This window comes from Kineococcus gypseus (assembly GCF_050871305.1).
Lineage (GTDB): Bacteria > Actinomycetota > Actinomycetes > Actinomycetales > Kineococcaceae > Kineococcus > Kineococcus gypseus.
In genome coordinates this window covers 69,677-89,052 of record NZ_JBJLRD010000003.1, presented here as the reverse complement: position 1 = coordinate 89,052, position 19,376 = coordinate 69,677, and the positions used below count along the sequence as shown (strand labels likewise).

The following is a 19,376-nucleotide window of genomic DNA, read 5'->3' as shown; positions in this document are numbered from 1 at the left end:
TGCCGTGGCCCCCTTCGTGCACCGCACCGCCGAGCTCGCCGAGCTGACCCGCTGGTGGGAGGAGCCGGGAGCGGGCGCGGCGCTGCTGTGGGGTCGCCGCCGCGTCGGCAAGACCGCCTTGCTCCAGCGCTTCTCCGAGACGGCCAGCCCGGCCCGCACGATCTTCCACACCGGCGCCGGTCGCCCCGCCCCTGCCGAGCTGCAGCAGCTCTCCCGGGCCGTCCCGCCCGCGCTGCGCGGCGTGCGGGACCTGGCGAGCCGGCCCTTCACCGACGTCGACGACCTCCTGGACCACCTCGCCCGCGAGGCCCAGGAGGAGCCCGTCCTGCTCGTCCTCGACGAGTACCCCGAGCTGCTGCGCTCGGTGCCCGAGTTGTCGGGCGTCCTGCGCGCCTTCCTCGACCGGCCCGCCGCTCGTGGCGTGCGGGTGCTGCTGTGCGGGTCGGCGGTGCGCAGCATGGCCGAGCTGCAGGAGGAGCGCTCGCCGCTGTTCGGCCGCTTCGGGCTGCGCCTGCAGCTGCACCCCTTCGCCCCCCACGAGGTGTCCGCGCTGCTGCCGCAACTGGCTCCAGTGGAGCGGGCCCAGGTCCACGCCCTCCTCGGCGGCATGCCGCTCTACCTGTCGTGGTGGGACACCGGCGACGACCTCGCCGGGAACCTGCGGCGGCTCGCGACCCGGCCCGGCGGGCTGCTGCTCACCGAGGGCGACCTGCTGCTGGCCACCGAGGTCGAGCGCGGCGAGCAGCCGGCCGCGGTGCTGCAGGCCATCGCCGCCGGGAAGACGAAGCACCAGGAGATCAAGGCGTGGGTCGGGGCCGAACCCAGCCGCACCCTCGACCGCCTCGTCGAGCTGCGCCTCGTCGAGCGCATCGTCCCCGTCACCGAGGACCCCCGCCGCACCCGGCGACGCAGCTACCGCATCGCCGACAACTTCCTCGCCTTCCACCTCGGCCTGCTCGGCCGCTACCGCCCGGAGATCGAGCGCGGCCTCGGGGAGTCGATCCTGCCGGTGCTCCTCGAGAGCCTCGACGACGCCAGCGGCCCGCCGTGGGAGGTGGCCGTGCGCGAGCACGTCCGCCGGCTGGCCGCCGACGGCCGCTTCGGCGACGGGGTCGTGGCCGTCGGCCCGTGGTGGCGCGGGGACGGCACCGACGAGATCGACGTCGTCGCCCTCGCCGGCCGCCAGCGCCGTCCCGTGCTCGTGGGGGAGGTGAAGTGGCGGCGAGAGGTGGACGGTGACCGGCTCGTGCGGACCCTGCGAGCCAAGGCGGCCGGTCTGGACGTCGACGTGGAGGGGTTGCAGCACCTCGTCGCCGCCCGCGAGGCGGTGCGACTGCGCTCCGAGGAGGCGGTCGTCGTCACCGCGGCGGACGTCTTCGCCTGACACTGCGCCCGGCCACCCGCTGGCTCGACCTCGGACGCGGCGCCAGACCCAGCGCCAGTCCACCGGCCACGACCACCACCCCTGCCCACACCGCCGCCCCAGGCACCGGCCCGCCCAGCGCGACGCCCCCGGCCGCGGCCGCCACCGGCGCCACCCCGGCGAGCAGCCCGGCCCGCCCGGCGCCCAGGCGGCGCACGGCGGAGTACCAGAGCACGAACGCCAGCGCGGTCACGCCCACGGCCAGGTAGGCGGCGGCCAGCAGGTCCGCGCCCGTGAGGGTCAGCGCGGCGGACGGGCCGTCGACGAGGACGGCGAGCGCGCCGAACGCCAGCGCCGCCACCGCCGTGGTGTGCACCGAGACGCCCCAGGCGCCGTGGCGGCCCAGCACCGGCACGGCCAGCAGCGTGAACCCCGCCTCGCACGCCAGGAGCACCAGCGCCCACGCCAGGCCGGCCGCGTCGCTGCGCCCCAGACCCTGCACGAGCACCGCGCCGGCGGTGACGACCGCGGCGGCCGCCGCGGCGCGCGCGCTCGGGCGGCGGCGCTCCAGCAGCGGGCCGAGCAGCGCCAGCAGCAGCGGCACCCCGGCCACGGCGACGGCCAGCACCGCCGGTTCGGCGTGCGCGGCGCCGCGCACGAGCGCGACGTTGAAGAGCACCAGCCCGGCGGCGCACACCGCGACCAGCCAGGCCCACTCGCGCCCGCGCGGGCGGTGCAGGCGCTGCCCGGCCAGGCGGGCGGCGCCCAGCAGCAGCAGGCACGCGGCGGCGTAGCGCACCGCCTGCACCGTCCACAGCGGCGCCGCGCCCAGCGTGGCGGAGACGGCGGCGCTGCCGCCGACGGCGGCCATGGCGGCGGCACCGGCGAGCACGGCCAGCCCGTCGCGGGGACGAGGGCGGGTGCGCGGGCGAGAGCGGCGTCGGGTGCGCGGGGGAGCGGGCGGGGCGGTCACGGCTGCGATGCTGGTGGCGCGGTGGACCGCTCGACAGGTCCGTTGCGCACCGGGTCGAGCGGACCGATCGCGGGGGTGGTGGCGATGACGGGGATGGCGGCGGCAGCGGCGGCGGGGACCGACTTCCTGTCCCTGGACGTGCGCGGGGTGCCGCGCGGGCGCCTGACCGAGGAGCTGGTGCGGCGCGTGCGCGCGGCGCTGGCCGAGCAGCGCCTGGTGCCGGGGGACGTGCTGCCGCCCACGCGGGTGCTCGCCGCCGACCTCGGCGTCTCGCGCGGGGTGGTGGTGGAGGTGTACCGGCGCCTGGCCGACGAGGGGCTCGTCGCCGCGCGCACCGGTTCCGGCACCCGGGTGCTGCCCGGCGCCCGCACCGCACCCGCACCGGCGGGTCCGCCGGAGTCGCCGAACTCCCCGAACCCGGTGCCGGCGTTCCCGGTCGAGCCGGCGTTCCTGCCGCTGCGCGCCGCGGGCGCGCGCTTCGACCTCTCGCCCGGCGCGCCGGACCTGTCGGCGTTCCCGCGCGCGGCGTGGCTGCGCGCCGAGCGCGCCGTGTTGCGCGACGCCCCGGCCGCCGACCTCGGCTACGGCGACCCGCGCGGGCACCCGCGCCTGCGCGCGGAGCTGGCCGGGTGGCTGGCCCGCACCCGCGGGATGCGCGTGGACGCCGGCGACGTCCTCGTCGTCACGGGCGTGGCGCAGTCCCTGGCGCTGCTGGCGCAGGTGCTGCGCGCTCGCGGCACGGCGCGCATCGGCGTGGAGGACCCCGGATCGCGCGGCGCGCGCGACGAGCTGGCCCGCTGGGGGTTGCACCCCGAACCGGTGCCGGTGGACGCCGACGGCGTGCGCGTCGACGCGCTGGCCGCCGGCGGGGCGGGCGCGGTGCTGCTCACCCCGGCTCACCAGTTCCCCACCGGGGTGGTCCTGGCCCCGCGGCGCCGCCGCGAGCTGCTGGCGTGGGCGCGCGAGGGCGGCGGCCTGGTCGTCGAGGACGACTACGACGCCGAGCACCGCTACGACCGCGCGCCGGTGCCCGCGCTGCACGCCTCCGCGCCCGGGCACGTCGCCCACACCAGCAGCACGTCGAAGACCCTGGCGCCCGGCGCGCGCACCGGCTGGCTGGTCGCCCCGCGCGCGCTGCGCGAGGACCTCGTGGCCGCCAAGCACAGCGCCGACCTCGGCAACCCCGCCCTGCCGCAGCTCGTGCTCGCCGCGCTCATCGCCGCCGGCGACCTGGAGCGCCACGTGCGGCGGGTGCGCGCGCGCCAGCGCACCCGCCGCGACGCGCTGCTGGCCGCGCTGCGCCGGCACCTGCCCGGCGCGCGCGTGCAGGGCGTGGCCGCCGGGCTGCACCTGCTCGTCCTGCTGCCGCACCTGGACCCCGGCGCGGACGTGGAGGTGGCCGTGCGCGCCGCGGCCGCCGGGGTCGTGCTGCACCCGCTGTCCTGGCACCGGGTGCGCCCCGGCGTCCCCGGCCTGGTGCTGGGGTACGCGGCCACCGCGCCCGACGGGTTCGACGAGGCGGTGCGCCGCCTGGCGCCGCTGGTGCCGCTGGTGCCCGGCCCGCGCTGAGGCGCACCGGCTGTCCACCTGCCCGCCGCCGCCGCGTCGCCCGCCGGGAACCCGGTGCTCGGTCGGGCGCGGTGGTCTGGGGGGCGTGAGCCTCCGACGCACCACCGCCGCGCTGGCCGCGGCCGCCGCCGTCCTGACCGCCGCCGCCGCGCCCGCCGTCGCCGGGCCGCACCACCCGGACCGCCCCGGGAACCCCGGGAACTCTGAGAACTCAGGGAACCCGTGGAACCACGGGGAGGCAGGGAGCTCCGGAAACCTCGCGGACCGGCCCGGTCCCGGCGGGCAGTTCGACCTGCAGGCGCACCGCGGCGGCCTCGGGCTCGTGGTGGAGTCCACGCTGCCCGCGTTCGCCAACGCCCTGGAGCTCGGCGTGTCCACGCTCGAGCTCGACGTGCAGATCACCGAGGACGGGCAGGCCGTCGTCACCCACGACCGGCGCGTGGCGGCCACCAAGTGCCTGGACACCGCCCCCGCCACCCCGGGCGACCCGGAGTTCCCGTACGTGGGCAAGTACGTCAACACCCTCACGCTGGCGCAGGTGAAGACCCTCGACTGCGGTTCGCAGCGCCTGGCCGCGTTCCCCGGTCAGCGCCTGGCGCCGGGGGAGCGCATGCCCACCCTGCGCGAGGTGTTCGACCTCGTCGACCGCCACCGCGCCCACCGCGTCGGGCTGAACGTCGAGACGAAGGTGGAGGCCGGTGCCCCGGCCGAGACCGCCCCGCGCGAGCAGTTCGTGCAGGTCGTCGCCGCCGAGGTCCGCGCCGCGCGCAAGCAGCGGCAGGTGAGCATCCAGTCCTTCGACTGGGGCGCGCTGATGCGCATGCGCGAGGTCGCGCCGGAACTGCCCGTGGTGGCGCTGACCAACGGCCAGCAGTTCCTGCAGGCCGGCCTGCCGGGCGCCTCGCCGTGGCTGGGCGGGATCGACGTCGACGACTTCACCGACGGCGGGACGCGCTCCCTGCAGGAGGCGTTCGTCGCGGCCGCCGACTCCTTCGGCGCTGACGCCGTCTCGCCCGTGCACGGCGACCCGCAGGGCGGGGGCGTGACCACCCCCGGGTACGTGCCGTTCACCACGCCGCAGCTCGTCGAGGCCGCGCACGCGCGCGGGATCCGCGTGGTGCCGTGGACGGTCGACGACCGCCCCACGATGGGCAGCCTGCTCGACGCGGGCGTGGACGGGCTCATCACCGACCGCCCCGACGTGCTGCGCGAGGTCCTCGCCGAGCGCGGCTACCGCCTGCCGCGGGCGTACCCGGCGCCGGCCGTGCGCGGCTGAGGCCCGGGAACCTCGCCGGTCCGGCTGCGCGCCGTGGCGCTCAGCCGGCCCAGCGGGGGTCCGCGGCGCGGGCGGTGAAACCCCCGTGCGCGCGCAGGTGCGCGGCGGCCCGGTGCACCTCGGCCGGCACGTCGACGTGCGCGACGAAACCGCGACCCGCGGGCCCGTACCCGTGGGCGTCGTCCGTCAGGCGGTCCACCTCGCCCAGCAGCAGCGAGACGTACCGCTGCAGCGGCCACATCCCCACCGGCGGGTCCACGTACCGCAGCACCCCGTCGGCGTGCTCGACCAGCGTGCGGTGCGAGGCGTGGTTCACGATCCGGGTGGACGGCGCGTGCCGGCGGAGACCGGCGTCCATGCGCTGCTGCATCGTGGCGTCCTGCACGAGCACCAGCCGCTCGTGCGGCACGCCGCGCTCGCGCAGCAGCGCCAGCGCGGCGGTGACGTTGCTGCCGCAGTTCGTGGACGTGCGCTCCAGCAGGTCCACCGCGATCCCGTGCCGCTCGCGCAGGTAGCGCTCGAACAGGTCCGCCTCCGTCGCCTCCGCGACGTCGCGCCACCCGAGCCGGTCCGCCACCTCGCGCCGCAGCACGTCGGTGGTGTGGCCCTGACCGCCCACGACCAGGCTGTGCCGGGCGATGCCGTCGCGCACGCCGGCGGCGAACACGTCGGCGCCGCCGAGGACGCTGCCGCCGAAGAGGACCGCCACGTCCGCCACGCCGCCCAGCGCGCCCACCACCGCCTCGCGCGTGAGCACGGGGACGTCGCGGCGCGCGCAGAACCGCACCAGCGCGTTGACGCTCCCGGCGGTCCGCGCGCCCGCCCCGTCCACGTCGTCCACCCCGCTCGCCACGCCGGGAGCCTAGGCGCCGGCGGCGCGGGGCGGGAGGCCCTCAGCGGGTGCGGGCCCATTCCTCCAGCACCTGCGGCTCCAGCGGCCGGGAGAAGAAGTACCCCTGCCCGAAGTCGCAGCCCATCCCCGCCAGCGCGCGGCGCTGCTCCTCGGTCTCCACGCCCTCGGCGACCGCGCGGATGCCCATGGCGTGCGCGAGGTCCACGCAGGTGCGCACGATCGCGGTGTCACCGTCGCTGATGCCCAGGCCCGTGACGAACGAGCGGTCGATCTTCAGCTCGTCGACGGGGAAGCGCTGCAGGTACGTCAGGCTCGCGTACCCGGTGCCGAAGTCGTCCACCGCGATGCCGATGCCCAGCGCCTTCAGCGCCGCCAGCGCGGTGGCGGCCGCCTCGGGGTCGGTGACCAGCGCCGTCTCGGTGACCTCCAGCACGAGCAGGTGCGGTTCCAGGCCGTGGCGCTGCAGCGCGGCGGTGACCACGTCCACCACGCCGGGGTCGGTGAGCTGGCGGGTGGACAGGTTCACCGCCACCTCCACCGTCGGGTGCCGCGGGTCGCGCGCCCAGCGGGCACCCTGCTCCACGGCCGCGTCGAGCACGCGCGCACCCAGCTCGCGCACCAGGCCCGAGCGCTCGGCCAGGTCGATGAACTCCGACGGCGGCATCAGCCCGCGCACCGGGTGCTGCCAGCGCACCAGCGCCTCCACGCCCGCCAGGCGCCCGTCGCGCAGGTCCACGCGCGGCTGGAAGTGCACGCGCAGCTCGCCGGCGGCGATGCCGCGGCGCAGCTCGCCGAGCAGGCGCAGGTGGTCCACGGCCGCGCCGGTGCGGTCCGGGTCGTGCACCTCCACGCGGTGCCGGCCGCGGGCCTTGGCGCGCTGCACCGCCACGCCCGCGTCGTGCAGCACGCGCTCGACGGCGCCCTCGCCGGGGGCGGCCACCGCCACGCCGATGCTGGCGGAGACGACGACCTCCAGGCCCTCCAGGACCACCGGCTCGGCCAGCTCCTCCAGCAGCCGCTCGGCCAGCGCGCGCGCCCGCGCGGCGTCCGCGCAGCGCTCGACGACGACGAACTCGTCCGCCGACAGCCGCGCCACCACGGCGCCCTCGCGCACCGAGGCGCGCAGCCTGCCGGCCACCGTGCGCAGCAGCTCGTCGCCGGCGGCGGTGCCCAGGCTGTCGTTGACGGCGGTGAAGTGGTCCAGGTCCACCGAGAGCACCGCCGGCACCCCGGCGGGCGCGTCGGTGCGCGCCAGCTCCGCCTCCAGGAGCGCGCTCAGCCCGGCGCGGTTGGGCAGCGAGGTCAGCGGGTCCTCCACGGCGCGCCGGCGCGCCTCGGCCTCCACGGCGGCGCGGCGGCCCTCGGACTCCTCCGCGCGCCGCAGCGCCGCGACGAGCTGGTCCTCGTGGGCGCGGCGCGCCGGGGCGCTGAAGACCACCAGGCGCACCTCGGCGCCGGCGCCGTCGCGGGCGGGCACGCGGGTGGCGGTCACCAGCGCCGGGCGGCGCACCCGGTCGGCGCCGACGACCTCGACGACCACCTCGCTGACCCCGCCGCACGTGCCCAGCTGCGGGGCGGCGTGCGCGGACCACAGGATCCGGTCGCCCACCGGCAGCAGGCGCGCGAACGCCGAGCCGATCAGGTCCTCGCGCCGGTGCCCGGACCAGGTGAGGAACGTGCGGTTGACGCGGGTGATGCGCCCGTCGTCGTCGGTGGTCAGGTAGGCGCAGGGGGCGTCCTCGAACAGCTCCTCGAAACCCCCCGGCGCCGTCACGGCCGCCCGGGCAGGTGCGCCAGGACCGCCGCGGCCGTCTCGGCGGGCTCGCTGACGTGCGGGCAGTGCCCGGTGGCGCGCAGCGGCACCAGGGTGGCGCGCGGCAGCCGCGCGACCACCTCGCGCACCGCCGACTCCGGCGCCAGGGCGTCCTCGCGGCACTGCAGCACCACGACGGGCACCTGCACCCGCTGCAGCAGCTCGCGCGAGTCGGTGTGGAACGTCGCGCGCGCGAAGCAGCGCGCCGTGGCGGGGTCGAGCTGGCGGAAGGAGCCTGTGAACTCCTCGCCCAGCTCGGGCCGCTCCGGGTTCCCCATGATCATCGGGGCGACGGACGCGGTCCACGACAGGTAGTTGCGGTCCAGGGACTCCAGCAGCTCCTCGACGTCGCCGGCGGAGAAACCCCCGTCGTAACCGGCGGCGGGGTCGTCGACGTAGCGCGCCGAGGGCGCCAGCATGACGACCTGCGCGAAGCGCTCCGGGGCCAGCAGCGCGGCGCGCGCGGCGATCATCGAGCTGACGCTGTGCGCCACGACGACGACGTCGCGCAGGTCCAGCTCCTCGCACACCTCCACCAGGTCCGCGGCGTAGCCGTCGAGGGTGGAGTAGCGCTCGCGGTCGTAGGCCGCCGCGTCGAAGGCGCCCGCGCCGGCCTGGTCCAGCAGCACCACGCGGTGCTCCCGCAGGAACCACGGCAGCAGCCCGTTCCACGCCTGCCGGTCCGAGCCGAAGCCGTGCACGAACAGCACCGTCCGGCCGTGCGGGTCGCCCAGCACGGTGGCGCGGTGGCGCGCGACCGCGGAGCCGCGAGCGGCCGCGGTGGTCGGGGTGCTCACGGGGAGCTCCTTCGCTGCAGGGGTGCGGGCGCGCTGTTCGGCCGTCCCGGGGGTCTCGGCACGGCGGCGCGCGCCCTTGAGCGCCGGCTCCCGGGGAACGCCCGCGGCACGCCCGGGAGAGGCCGTCGCGGGGAAGCACCGGGCGCCGCGCGGTGTTCTACGAGGTGGCGGGCGCCGCACGTGCCCCGGGCTCCACCCTCGTCGCTGCGAGCGACCACCGCGCCGACAGGCGCACCCGGCGCACCGCCGCACCCCTCTCCCCGGCCCTCGCGGGCCGGACCCACCCGAAGCCAGGAGGCACACCGTGAAGGGCGATCGCGTGGAGGTCGTCGTCGACACGAGCGGCGACACCCGCACCTACGAGGTCGAGGCGACGCGCGCCGGGCGGCGCGTGGAGGTCGCGCACGGGCGCGGCCTCGTCGAGGTCAGCGAGGTGACCCGCGGCGGCACCCCGGTGCGCACGGCGCGGTTCATGGCCGCGCGCGTCGTCGCGCTCGTCGAGCACCCCGCGCCCCGGCACGCCGCCGAGGACGACGACGAGACGGTCACGCCGCTGCGCGTCAGCGCCTGACCCGCCGCCCGCGCCCCACCGCCCGACCCGGCACCGGCCCGGGCCCGGGCCCGGGGCGGCGCGCGGCCCGGGGGTGCGCACCGCGGCGCACCCCCCGCCTCACCGCCCGGCGGCGACGTGGCTGACGGGCAGGTGGAACGTGCGGGCGAGCCGGGAGGGCACGTCGGCGCGCAGCCACCGCGACAGCCCCCGCGGCAGGGTGGAGACGACGATCTCCTCCGCCTCGAAGCGGGTCAGGGCCGCCCTGGTGGCCTCGAGCACGTCGGGGTCGCCGACCTCGCCGCTGACCCGCACCCCCAGCGCCCCGATGCGCTCCACGGCCCGGTCCAGGCGCTGCCGGGCCAGGGCGTAGCTGCGCTCGGCCAGGGCGAGGGGGGTCTCCTCCTCCAGCCCGGGACCCACGACCTGCTCGCGCAGCGGCGTGGCGGGGACCACCACGTGGACCAGGAGCTCACCGGGTCCCGTGGGCTCCGCGGGTTCCCCGGGCCCCGCCGGCTCCCCGGGCGCGGTGCCGCCCGCGCGCGCCGCGTCCGTCGGCCGTCCGAGGCGCTCGAGCACCGCCTGCTGCAGCTCCTGCGCGTCCAGGCTCTGGTTGGCCACGATCAAGCACCGTCGCGCCACCGCGGTCCTCCTCGACCGGCTGCCGCACCCCGAACCGCGTCGTGCGGGGTGATGGGCCCAACGGTACCGCCGCCGGTGCCCGGCGGGACCCCCGCGCGGTGAAGTGTTCGGCAGCGGTTCAGCCGACGCGGTGGTGCGACCCCCCGCCCCGTCACCCGCGGATCGCGACGCTGGTGGCGTGCGCGTGGCCATCGTCACCGAGTCCTTCGTCCCCCAGGTCAACGGCGTCACCGGTTCGGTGCTCCGGGTCCTGGAGCACCTGAACCGCACCGGCCACCAGGCGCTGGTGGTCGCCCCCGGTCCCGGCCCGCGCCGGCACGAGGGGGTGCCGGTGGTGCGGGTGCCCTCCAGCCCGATGCCCGGGTACGCCGAGCAGCGCCTGGCCTGGCCCGCGCCGGAGCTGGCCGCCGCGCTGCGCGCCTTCCGCCCCGACGTGGTCCACCTGGCCGCACCGGCGGTGCTCGGTGCGCGGGCCGCCCCGCTGGCCCGCGCCCTGGGCCTGCCCGTGGTGGCCGTCTACCAGACCGACCTGCCCGGGTACGCCGCCCGCTACGGCCTGCCCGCGCTGACGCGAGCGGTGTGGCGCTGGGTGCGCCGCGTGCACGCCACCGCCACGCGCACCCTGGCTCCCAGCCGGCACACCTGCCAGCAGCTGCTCGAGCACGGCGTGCAGCGGGTCAGCCGCTGGCCGCGCGGGGTGGACGCGCGGCGCTTCCACCCGGACCACCGCGACGAGGGCCTGCACCACCGGCTGGCCCCGCGCGGGGAGGTCCTGGTCGGCTACGTCGGCCGCCTGGCCGTGGAGAAGGAGCTGGGCCTGCTGCGCGCGGTGCAGCACCTGCCCGGGGTGCGGCTGGTGGTCGTCGGCGACGGCCCGCAGCGCGCGCTGCTGCGCCGGCAGCTGCCCGCCGCGCGCTTCACCGGCGTGCTGAGCGGCAGCGAGCTGTCGGCGACGTTCGCCTCGCTGGACCTGTTCGTGCACACCGGCCGGCACGAGACGTTCTGCCAGGCCGCGCAGGAGGCGCTGGCCAGCGGCGTGCCGGTGGTCGCCCCCGCGGCGGGCGGGCTGCTGGACCTGGTCGAGCCCGGCGTCAACGGCGAGCTGTTCACCCCCGGCTCGGCCGGTGAGCTGCGCCACCTGGTCGCCGCCCTGGCCCGGGACCCCGAGCGCCGCGAGCGCATGGGCCGGGCCGCGCGCGCCGGCACCGCCGGGCGCGACTGGAGCAGCGTCGGCGACGAGCTGCTGGCGACCTACCGCGGGGTGCTGGGCTGATGCGCATCGCGCTGGTCGCCAACTTCGTCGCGCCGGCCTCGGGGGGCATCCGCACCGTGCTGCGGGCCCTGGCCGACGGCTACGCCCGCCACGGGCACGAGGTGGTGCTCGTCGTGCCGGGCGCCCGCGACGGCCGCCGGCGCCAGCCGTGGGGGCTGCTGGTCACGCTCGCCGCACCGCGCGTGCCCGGCACCGGCTACCGGGTCCTGGTCCGGCCGCGGCGGGTGGCGCGGGTGCTGGAGGAGCTGCGGCCGGACCGCCTGGAGGTGCACGACCGCTCCACCCTGCGGGCGCTGGGCCCCTGGGCGCGCCGCGCCGGCGTCCCCAGCCTGGTCGTCAGCCACGAGCGGCTGGACCGCCTCGCGGGGCAGTGGCTGCCCGGACCGGCCGGGCGCCCGGCCGGTGCGGCGCTGGCCGACGCCTCCAACGCCGCGCTGGCGGCCGGCTTCGACGCCGTGGTGTGCACCACCCGGTGGGCGGCGGCGGAGTTCGAGCGCCTCGGCGTGCAGGTGCGGCGGGTGCCGCTGGGCGTGGACCTGCGCACCTTCACCCCGGCCGCCGGCACGGGGGGCGGCCCGGTGGCCCGCCTGGTGGTGGCCAGCCGCCTCTCGCGCGAGAAGCACGTCGAGCTCGCCGTCGACGCGGTGGCCCACCTGCGCGCGAGCGGGCGCCCCGTGCGCCTGCTCGTCGCCGGCGACGGGCCGGCCCGCCACCGCCTGCAGCGACGCGCTCGCGGCCTGCCGGTGCGCTTCGCCGGGTTCCTGCCCGACCGCGCCGCGCTGGCCGCGCAGCTGGCCGCCGCCGACGTGGCGATCGCCCCCGGCCCGGTGGAGACCTTCGGCCTGGCCGCGCTGGAGGCCCTGGCCTGCGGGACCCCCGTCGTGGCGCACGCCGACTCCGCGGTGGGCGAGGTGCTGGGCGCGGGCGCGGGCACGACCGCCCCGGGCACCGGGGCGGGGTTCGCGCACGCCGTCGAGGCCGTCCTGGGCGGCGCCGCCGACGGGGTGCGCGCCCGCGCGCGCGCCGAGCGGTTCTCCTGGGAGCGCACGGTGGAGGGTTTCCTGGCGGTGCACGGGGCGGAGGTGCGCGGGGCGGAGGTGCGCGGGGCGGAAGTCCACGGGGCGGCGCGCGGTCCCGCGGTCCCTCAGGGGCGCAGCGGCGCCGGTGCGGGCGGGCGCTGAGCACCGCGCTGCCCGTCGCGCAGCAGCCCGTGCAGGTCCTCCGGCCAGGGCAGGGCCAGCTCCTGCGCGGGGACGGGGGGGCTGATCAGGTAGCCCTGCGCGTGCGTGGGCCTGCCGCGGGCCTGGACCTGCAGCGCGCGCAGCTGCTCGCGCGTCTCGACGCCCTCGGCGGTCACGCTCAGGCCGGTGCCGTGCGCCAGTTCCAGCAGCATGCGCACCACCGCGCCGTCGCGCTCGTCCTGCAGCATGCCGGCGACGAAGCGGCGGTCGATCTTGACGCCGTCCAGGGCCAGGCCGGTCAGGTGGTGCAAGGTGGAGGCGCCGGCGCCCATGTCGTCCAGCGTCAGGCGGACCCCGGCCGCGCGCAGCGCCTCCAGCGCCCCCCGGGCCACCTCCAGGTGCGTCAGCGTCGCCGCCTCCGGCAGCTCCACGCGCAGCACCGCGGGTTCCAGGCGCGCGTCGTCCAGGGCGCTCAGCACGGCGGGCACCAGGTCCGGGTGCAGCAGGCCGTGCACGGAGACGTTGACGTTGACCGCCGCCGGCGCGGCCCGCCCCAGGCGCCGGCGCCAGCGGCGGACGTCGGCCAGCGCGGTGCGCAGCACGTGCAGGTCCAGGTCGGGCGCGAAACCGGCTGCGGCGGCGGCCTCCAGGAAGGCGCCGGGAGCCAGCAGCCCCCGGGTGGGGTGCTGCCAGCGCACCAGCGCCTCCACGCTGGCCAGCCGGCCGGAGGTGACCTCCACGATGGGCTGGTAGTGGACGCGGAACTGCTGCTCGTCGACGGCCCGCTGCAGCTCGCGCCGGTCGGGCGCGAAGGTCTCGACGGCCAGCGCGGCGCCGACGCCGGTGACGGACTCCACCCGGGCCCCGCCGGCGGCCTTGGCGCGGTACATCGCCAGGTCCGCTTCGCGCAGCAGCGTCTCCGGGTCGGTGCCGGTGCCGGCGGCGACGGCGATGCCGATGCTGGCCCGGGCGGGCAGCACCAGACCCGCCACGCAGAGGGTGCCGCTCAGGCACGCCCGCACCCGCTCGCCCAGCTCCCGCAGCGCGGTGCCGAGCGCCTGCCCGGCGGGCAGGTGGGTGATCAGCGCGAACTCGTCGCCACCCAGGCGCGCCACCAGGTCCTGCGGGGCGCCGGCGCAGCCGTTGCCGGCGCGCTCGCCGGGCTGGTCGTGCTGGTCGTGCTGGTCGTGCTGGTTGTGCAGGTCGTGCAGGTCGTGCAGGCCGCTGCAGCCGCGCAGGCGGTCGGCGACCGCCTGCAGCACCCGGTCGCCCACCCCGTGACCGTGGCCGTCGTTGAAGGCCTTGAACCCGTCGAGGTCCACGTAGAGCACCACCGGGCGCCACCGCGGGTCCGGGTCGGCGCAGCGGTGCACCAGGTGCTGCATGAAGTGCTCGCGGTTGGCCAGCCCCGTCAGCGGATCGGTCAGGGCCTTCAGGGCCAGCTGCGCCGACAGGGCGCGGAAGACGTCGGCCACCTGGACGCGCCGCGGCGGGCGCCCCGGGTCGGCGAGCAGCACCTCGGTGGTGCGCTGGGCGTCCGCACGTCCCAGCACCTGCTGGGCGAGGTCGGCGACCGTGGTGGTGGCGGGCACCACCAGGGGTTCCCAATCGGTCAGCGCCGCCACCGCCCTGCCGGCGTTGAGCACCCGCCCGTAACCCAGCCGCCCGCTCATCCGCTGCTGGAAACCGGTGCGCGTCAGCAACCCCAGCTCCTGCCCGGGCGCGGTGCCGAGCACCGCGAGGCACTCGACGTCCTCGGACGCGCGGAACAGCGCGTCGACCTCCTCGCACGTCGTGGCGGCGTCGACCACGTGCACGGGCCGGGCCAGGGACTCCACGCCGTGCGCGGAGGGGTGCCCGGTCGACAGCTCGCTCATCCACAGGCTCACGCCGGGTGCATCGGAGGCTCCACCCGCGTTCTCGACCCTCACGGGACGATGTTCACACGAACCCGACCGCGCGAGCCTCACGGCCCGTGGCGGCCGGTGGCGGTGCGCGACGCGTCCCGCGGCGGTGAACGGCGACGGACCCGCCAGAACCCGCGACGAACCCGCGACGGCGTGACCGCCGGGTGAACACCGCGCGAGGGGAGCAGAACGCTCGGCGTCCCGCGGGGTCCGCGCCGCGCTCACCGCAGTCGCCCCACCACCACCCGCGTCGCGGCCGCCACCAGCGCGGGGTCGGGTTCGGCGTCGACGTCGGCGCGGTCGCTGAGCACCGCCAGCACCCAGGGCGCGCGACCGCCGGGCGGCCAGAGGACGGCGACGTCGTTCAGGCTGCCGTGCACACCGGCGCGCCCGGTCTTGTCCCCGACCACCCAGCCCGCCGGCACCCCGGCGCGGACCAGCTCGTCGCCGGTGGTGTTCCCCCGCAGCCACTTCACGAGCTGCTCGCGGTCGCCGGCCGCCAGGGCGCCGTCGAGCGCGTAGGCGCGCAGGCTCGCGGCCACCGCGCGCGGGCTGGTGGTGTTCTCCACCTCGCCGGGGGCCACGTCGTTGAGCTCCGGCTCGGCGTCGACCACCTCCGTGGTGGCGTCGCCCAGGGCGCGCAGGTCCGCCTCCAGCCGGGCCGGGCCGCCCAGGCGCTCCAGCACGACGTTGGCGGCGGTGTTGTCGCTGACGGTCACCGCCGCGCGCGCCACCTCCCGCAGCGGCAGGCCGGAGCCGGCGTGCCGCTCGGTGACGGGGGAGTGCGGGACCAGCTCGCCCGCGCTCCACGTGACGACCTCGTCGAGCTCGGCGTCGGAGGTGCGCTGCAGCAGCGCCCCGGCCGCCAGCGCCTTGAGCGTGGAGGCGAAGCCGAAGCGCTCGTCGGCGCGGTGGGCCAGGGCGCGCCCGGAACCGGTGTCGACCGCGAAGAGCCCCAGGCGCGCGTCGAACCGCCGCTCCAGCTCCTCGAACTCCGCCGCCGCCGCGTCCTCGGCGGACGGGCCGCCCGGCGCCGGCGCGCTCGCGGCGGGGGCGCTCGCACCGCCCGGGCCCCTGCTCGGGCCGCTGCCCGCGCCGCTGCCCGCCGTGCCCGCGCCGGGGCTGGTGCAGGCCACCAGCAGCAGGACCAGCGCGGCCGGGGTCGCGGGACGTCTCACGGGACCCAGCCTGCCGCGCGGCGCCGAGCCGCCGTCGTGCGGGTGCCCCGGCCCGCGCCCGGCTGCGTACGCTCGCTGCACGCGCACCCGGAGGTGGCGATGGACGGCGGCGCCCGCCGGTGGGTCCTGCCCGTGGCGGCGCTCGCGCTCGCGGTGGGCGGCGGCGCCCACGCGCTGCCGCGACCGGCGGCGCGGCCGGTGGCCTGCGGGGAGGTCGTCACCGCCGACGTGCGCCTGGCCGCCGACCTGCGCTGCGCCGGCCCCACCGGGCTCGTCGTGGCCGCCGACGGCGTCGAGGTGGACCTCGACGGCCACGAGGTCGCCGGGCCGGGGGCGGGCCGCACCCCCGGGGGTGCGCGCGGCATCACCGTGCGGGCCCGGGGCGTGCGCGTGCTCGACGGCCGGGTCAGCGGCTGGGACGAGGGGGTGCGCGTGGAGGCGGGCGCCGGCGCGGACCTGCGGGAGGTGCGCCTGGAGCGGCACGGCACCGGCGCCGTCGTCGAGGGCGCCCTGCGCGTCAGCGGCTCGCTGCTGCGCGGCAACACCACCGGCGCCAGCGCCCGCGGGCCGCTGGTCCTGGACCGCTCCACGGTCCAGGAGAACCTCACCGGCGTCTCCGCCGAACCCGCCCGCCCCGGCGGGCCGGGCGGGCCCGGCGCCGCCGCGGGCGACGTCGTGCTGCGCGGCAGCGTGCTGGTGCGCAACGGCACCGCGCTGCTGTGCCGCGGCGCGCGCGTGCACGTGCAGCGCAGCGCGTTCGGCGGCAACGGCGCGGCGATCACCACCGGCGGGTGCGCGCCGTGGACCGTGCGGGACTCCGCGTTCGTGCGCAACGGCGACCACCTGTGGCTCGCCGAGCGCGGACCGGACCGCGTCACCGTCGTGTGCACCCTGTTCAGCGAACCCGCCGGGCCCCGGGCGCTGCCCGTGCTGCCGTGCTGAGGAGCGGGCCCCTCAGGCGCCGGGCGTGCGCAGCACCCCGTCGACGCGGCGCGGGATGCCGGTGAAGCCGTCGGTCAGCTCCGCGGGCAGCAGTTCCTGCGGCGCGCCCTGGAAGACGACCGGGCGCAGGAACCGGCGGATCGCGCTGGTGCCGACCGAGGTGTGCTGGGAGTTCGTCGAGGGCCACGGGCCGCCGTGGTGCTGCGCCCAGGAGACCGCGACACCGGTGGGGTAGGCGTCGAAGAGGACCCGCCCGGCCAGCGGGCGCAGCGCCCGCACCACCGCGCCCGGCAGGTCCGTCTCCCCGGCGCCGCGCTGCACGGTGGCCGTCAGCGAGGACGGCGCCTGCGCCAGCGCGGCGAGCAGCTCCTCCTCGCCGTCGTAGCGCACCACCGCGCTGACCGGGCCGAAGCACTCCTCGGTCAGCTCCACCGGCATCGAGGACGCCCGCGCGGACAGCAGCACCGGCACGGCGGTGAAACCCCCCCGCTGCTCCGGCTCGGCGCCGCGCGCGAGTTCGCTGACGCCCGGCAGCTGCGCCAGCTCGGAACTGGTGCGCCCGAAGCTCTCCGCGATGCCGGCGGTCAGCAGGACCTGCGCCGGCGCCTCGCGGGTGGCCGCCGCCATCGCCTCGACCACGACGTCGCCGGCCGCGCCGGAGGGCACGAGCACCAGGCCCGGCTTGGTGCAGAACTGCCCCGCGCCCAGGGTGAAGGAGGCCACCGTGCCGCGGCCGATCTCCTCGCCGCGCTCGGCGGCGGCCGCGGGGGTGACCACCACCGGGTTCAGGCTGGACAGCTCCCCGAAGAACGGCACCGGGTCCGGGCGCTGCTCGATCAGGCGCAGCAGCGCCTTGCCGCCGCCCACGGAACCGGTGAAGCCCACCGCGCGCACCGCCGGGTGCGAGACGAGGTCGGCGCCCGCCTGCAACCCGTGCACGAGGCCCAGCGCGCCCTCGGGGGCGCCGGACCCGCGCGCCGCCTCCACCATGACGTCGAAGACGAGCTGCGAGGTCGCCGGGTGCGCGCCGTGCGCCTTGACCACGACGGGGCAGCCGGCGGCCAGCGCGGAGGCGGTGTCCCCGCCGGGCACGGAGAACGCCAGCGGGAAGTTGCTCGCCCCGAACACCGCCACCGGGCCGATCGGCACCAGCAGCCGGCGCAGGTCCGGGCGCGGGCCCATCGGGGTCTCCCCGGCGTGGTCGATCGTGGCCTCCAGGTAGGAGCCCTCGCGCAGCACCTGCGCGAACAGGCGCAGCTGGTAGCCGGTGCGCGTCAGCTCCCCGTTCAAGCGCCCCGCGCCCAGCGCCGTCTCGCGGTCGGCGATCGCCACGACGTCCTCGCGGCGGGCCTCCAGGGCGTCGGCGAGGGTCTCCAGCAGCGCCGCGCGGCGCTCGCGGCCCATGTCCTCCAGCGCGGGCGCGGCGGCCAGGGCGGCCTCGCACAGCGCCGCGACCTCTCGCGGGGACGTCTCGGCGGCGACCACCTCCACGGCCCGTCCGGTGCGCGGATCGGTGCTGACGACGTCGGTCACGCTGTCTCCTCCTCGAGGCGGTCCCGGCCGCGCGGTCGCCCCGCGCGGTCGCGCCCCATGGTGCTCGCGCCCGCCGCCGCGCCGCGAGCCGCCCCCGCCGCGGTCGGTGGCAGCATGGCCCCGTGACCACCCCCGCGCTGCCCACCTTCCCGCCCGGCTTCGTGCTCGGTGCCGCCACGGCGAGCTACCAGATCGAGGGCGCCGTCGCCGAGGACGGGCGCACCCCGTCCATCTGGGACACCTTCAGCCGCACCCCCGGCAAGGTCGCCGGCGGCGCCACCGGCGACGTCGCGTGCGACCACTACCACCGCTACCGCGAGGACGTCGCGCTGCTGGCGGACCTGGGCGTGGACTCCTACCGCTTCTCCACCGCGTGGCCGCGGGTGCAGCCGGGCGGGCGCGGGCCGGTGAACCCCGCGGGCATCGCCTTCTACGACCGCCTCGTCGACGAGCTGCTCTCCAAGGGCATCGACCCCTCCATCACGCTGTACCACTGGGACCTGCCGCAGGAGCTGGAGGACGCCGGCGGGTGGCGCAACCGCGACACCGCGCACCGCTTCGCGGAGTACTCTCGGATGGTCGTCGACGCCCTGGGCGACCGCGTCGCGCGTTGGATCACCCTCAACGAGCCGTGGTGCTCGGCGTTCCTGGGCTACGCCAACGGCCACCACGCCCCCGGCGCGCAGGAGGGCACCCCGGCGCTGGCCGCCGCGCACCACCTGCTGCTCGGGCACGGCCTGGCCGTGGCGCAGCTGCGCGAGGCCGGGGCCCGCGAGGTCGGCATCACCCTGAACCTGGACCAGGTCACCCCCGCCAGCGACTCCGAGGCCGACCAGCGCGCCGCGCTGCGCGCGCTGACGCAGCACAACCTCGTGTGGACGGACCCGCTGCTGGCCGGGCGCTACCCCGACTCCGAGCAGGAGACGTGGGGTCCGCTGGCCGACGGCTCCTACCGCCGCGACGGCGACCTGGAGGTCATCGGCGCCCCGATCGACTTCCTGGGCATCAACTTCTACTTCCCCGTCGTCATCGCCGACGCCCCGCACGCCGAGGCGGACCCCGCCGAGCGCACCGCGATGGACGTGGGCACCCGCCAGGTGGAGCGCCCCGAGCTGCGGCACACCACGATGGGCTGGCCGGTGGACCCGCCGGGCCTGGGCCGCGTCGTGGCCGACACCTTCGCCCGCTACCCGGACTGCCCGCCCATCTACATCACCGAGAACGGCTCCGCCGAGGCCGACGTGGTCGACGCCGACGGGCAGGTGCACGACGGCGACCGCGTGGACTTCCTCGCCGAGAACCTCGCCAGCCTGGCCGAGGAGGTGGCGAAGGGCGCCGACGTGCGCGGGTACTACGTGTGGTCCCTCATGGACAACTTCGAGTGGGCCTTCGGGTACGACCAGCGCTTCGGCATCGTCCACGTCGACTACGAGGACCAGAAGCGCACCCCCAAGGACAGCTACCGCTGGTTCCAGCAGCTGACCGCCGCCCAGCGCGCCTCGCGCACCGCGCAGGGCTGAGCCCGG

General features: G+C 78.0%; 16 protein-coding genes. 8 read left to right on the top strand and 8 right to left on the bottom strand.

Features of this window, described 5'->3' with window-relative positions; translation table 11 throughout:
* Window positions 1-4 precede the first annotated feature (4 nt).
* Complete coding sequence (locus ACRYMN_RS01705) at window positions 5-1,384, top strand: ATP-binding protein (protein WP_432491315.1); 1,380 nt, start codon at window positions 5-7, stop codon at window positions 1,382-1,384.
* On the opposite strand, the gene ACRYMN_RS01700 is transcribed toward ACRYMN_RS01705, so the two are convergent.
* Entirely contained in the window at window positions 1,359-2,234 is an 876-nt protein-coding gene (locus ACRYMN_RS01700; protein ID WP_432491403.1) for an EamA family transporter, read from the bottom strand. The two genes, ACRYMN_RS01705 and ACRYMN_RS01700, sit on opposite strands and share 26 nt — an antisense overlap.
* A 186-nt stretch (window positions 2,235-2,420) precedes the next feature.
* Here ACRYMN_RS01700 and pdxR point away from each other — a divergent pair, with 186 nt between their 5' ends.
* Window positions 2,421-3,905: a MocR-like pyridoxine biosynthesis transcription factor PdxR gene (gene pdxR / locus ACRYMN_RS01695; RefSeq protein ID WP_432491313.1), complete on the top strand. Its 1,485-nt coding sequence runs from the start codon at window positions 2,421-2,423 to the stop codon at window positions 3,903-3,905.
* 85 nt (window positions 3,906-3,990) lie between these two features.
* Window positions 3,991-5,181: a glycerophosphodiester phosphodiesterase family protein gene (locus ACRYMN_RS01690; RefSeq protein ID WP_432491311.1), complete on the top strand. Its 1,191-nt coding sequence runs from the start codon at window positions 3,991-3,993 to the stop codon at window positions 5,179-5,181.
* A 40-nt stretch (window positions 5,182-5,221) separates the two neighbouring features.
* On the opposite strand, the gene ACRYMN_RS01685 is transcribed toward ACRYMN_RS01690, so the two are convergent.
* The 3 genes from ACRYMN_RS01685 to ACRYMN_RS01675 are packed head-to-tail and all read right to left on the bottom strand — an operon-like array spanning window position 5,222 to window position 8,644.
* Window positions 5,222-6,034 (bottom strand): YdcF family protein, encoded by an 813-nt coding sequence (locus ACRYMN_RS01685; protein ID WP_432491309.1) that lies wholly within the window; start codon window positions 6,032-6,034, stop codon window positions 5,222-5,224.
* A 40-nt stretch (window positions 6,035-6,074) separates the two neighbouring features.
* The gene (locus ACRYMN_RS01680) at window positions 6,075-7,808 is read right to left on the bottom strand and encodes a putative bifunctional diguanylate cyclase/phosphodiesterase (protein WP_432491307.1); all 1,734 of its coding nucleotides are present in this window, start codon (window positions 7,806-7,808) and stop codon (window positions 6,075-6,077) included.
* On the bottom strand, window positions 7,805-8,644 hold the full coding sequence (locus ACRYMN_RS01675) for an alpha/beta fold hydrolase (RefSeq protein ID WP_432491305.1): 840 nt from the start codon (window positions 8,642-8,644) through the stop codon (window positions 7,805-7,807). The genes ACRYMN_RS01680 and ACRYMN_RS01675 overlap by 4 nt, the downstream gene beginning before the upstream one ends.
* A 304-nt stretch (window positions 8,645-8,948) precedes the next feature.
* Between ACRYMN_RS01675 and ACRYMN_RS01670 the strand changes: the two genes are divergently transcribed.
* Window positions 8,949-9,215, top strand: a complete 267-nt coding sequence (locus tag ACRYMN_RS01670) for a DUF8836 family protein (protein WP_432491303.1) — start codon at window positions 8,949-8,951, stop codon at window positions 9,213-9,215.
* Window positions 9,216-9,314: 99 nt separating this feature from the next.
* Here ACRYMN_RS01670 and ACRYMN_RS01665 read toward each other — a convergent pair whose 3' ends face one another.
* Complete coding sequence (locus tag ACRYMN_RS01665; RefSeq protein ID WP_432491301.1) at window positions 9,315-9,815, bottom strand: hypothetical protein; 501 nt, start codon at window positions 9,813-9,815, stop codon at window positions 9,315-9,317.
* 199 nt (window positions 9,816-10,014) lie between these two features.
* Here ACRYMN_RS01665 and ACRYMN_RS01660 point away from each other — a divergent pair, with 199 nt between their 5' ends.
* Entirely contained in the window at window positions 10,015-11,109 is a 1,095-nt protein-coding gene (locus tag ACRYMN_RS01660) for a glycosyltransferase family 4 protein (protein WP_432491299.1), read from the top strand.
* Entirely contained in the window at window positions 11,109-12,290 is a 1,182-nt protein-coding gene (locus tag ACRYMN_RS01655; protein ID WP_432491297.1) for a glycosyltransferase, read from the top strand. Before ACRYMN_RS01660 ends, ACRYMN_RS01655 begins: the two co-directional genes overlap by 1 nt.
* Here ACRYMN_RS01655 and ACRYMN_RS01650 read toward each other — a convergent pair.
* Both ACRYMN_RS01650 and bla read right to left on the bottom strand, forming a co-directional pair.
* Window positions 12,254-14,221, bottom strand: a complete 1,968-nt coding sequence (locus tag ACRYMN_RS01650) for a putative bifunctional diguanylate cyclase/phosphodiesterase (RefSeq protein WP_432491295.1) — start codon at window positions 14,219-14,221, stop codon at window positions 12,254-12,256. The two genes, ACRYMN_RS01655 and ACRYMN_RS01650, sit on opposite strands and share 37 nt — an antisense overlap.
* A 197-nt stretch (window positions 14,222-14,418) precedes the next feature.
* On the bottom strand, window positions 14,419-15,375 hold the full coding sequence (gene bla, locus ACRYMN_RS01645) for a class A beta-lactamase (RefSeq protein WP_432491293.1): 957 nt from the start codon (window positions 15,373-15,375) through the stop codon (window positions 14,419-14,421).
* 42 nt (window positions 15,376-15,417) lie between these two features.
* Here bla and ACRYMN_RS01640 point away from each other — a divergent pair, with 42 nt between their 5' ends.
* Window positions 15,418-16,317, top strand: coding sequence for a hypothetical protein (locus tag ACRYMN_RS01640; RefSeq protein ID WP_432491291.1), 900 nt, complete (start codon window positions 15,418-15,420; stop codon window positions 16,315-16,317).
* A gap of 12 nt (window positions 16,318-16,329) precedes the next feature.
* On the opposite strand, the gene ACRYMN_RS01635 is transcribed toward ACRYMN_RS01640, so the two are convergent.
* The gene (locus ACRYMN_RS01635; protein ID WP_432491289.1) at window positions 16,330-17,850 is read right to left on the bottom strand and encodes an aldehyde dehydrogenase (NADP(+)); all 1,521 of its coding nucleotides are present in this window, start codon (window positions 17,848-17,850) and stop codon (window positions 16,330-16,332) included.
* A gap of 122 nt (window positions 17,851-17,972) precedes the next feature.
* Here ACRYMN_RS01635 and ACRYMN_RS01630 point away from each other — a divergent pair, with 122 nt between their 5' ends.
* On the top strand, window positions 17,973-19,370 hold the full coding sequence (locus tag ACRYMN_RS01630; protein WP_432491287.1) for a GH1 family beta-glucosidase: 1,398 nt from the start codon (window positions 17,973-17,975) through the stop codon (window positions 19,368-19,370).
* The last annotated feature ends 6 nt before the right edge of the window (window positions 19,371-19,376 follow it).

Bases quoted from the DNA above. Each gene is read 5' to 3' on its own strand.
- ACRYMN_RS01700 (WP_432491403.1), bottom strand. From the start codon at position 2,234: ATGGCCGCCGTCGGCGGCAGCGCCGCCGTCTCCGCCACGCTGGGCGCG.
- pdxR (WP_432491313.1), top strand. From the start codon at position 2,421: ATGACGGGGATGGCGGCGGCAGCGGCGGCGGGGACCGACTTCCTGTCC.
- ACRYMN_RS01655 (WP_432491297.1), top strand. From the start codon at position 11,109: ATGCGCATCGCGCTGGTCGCCAACTTCGTCGCGCCGGCCTCGGGGGGC.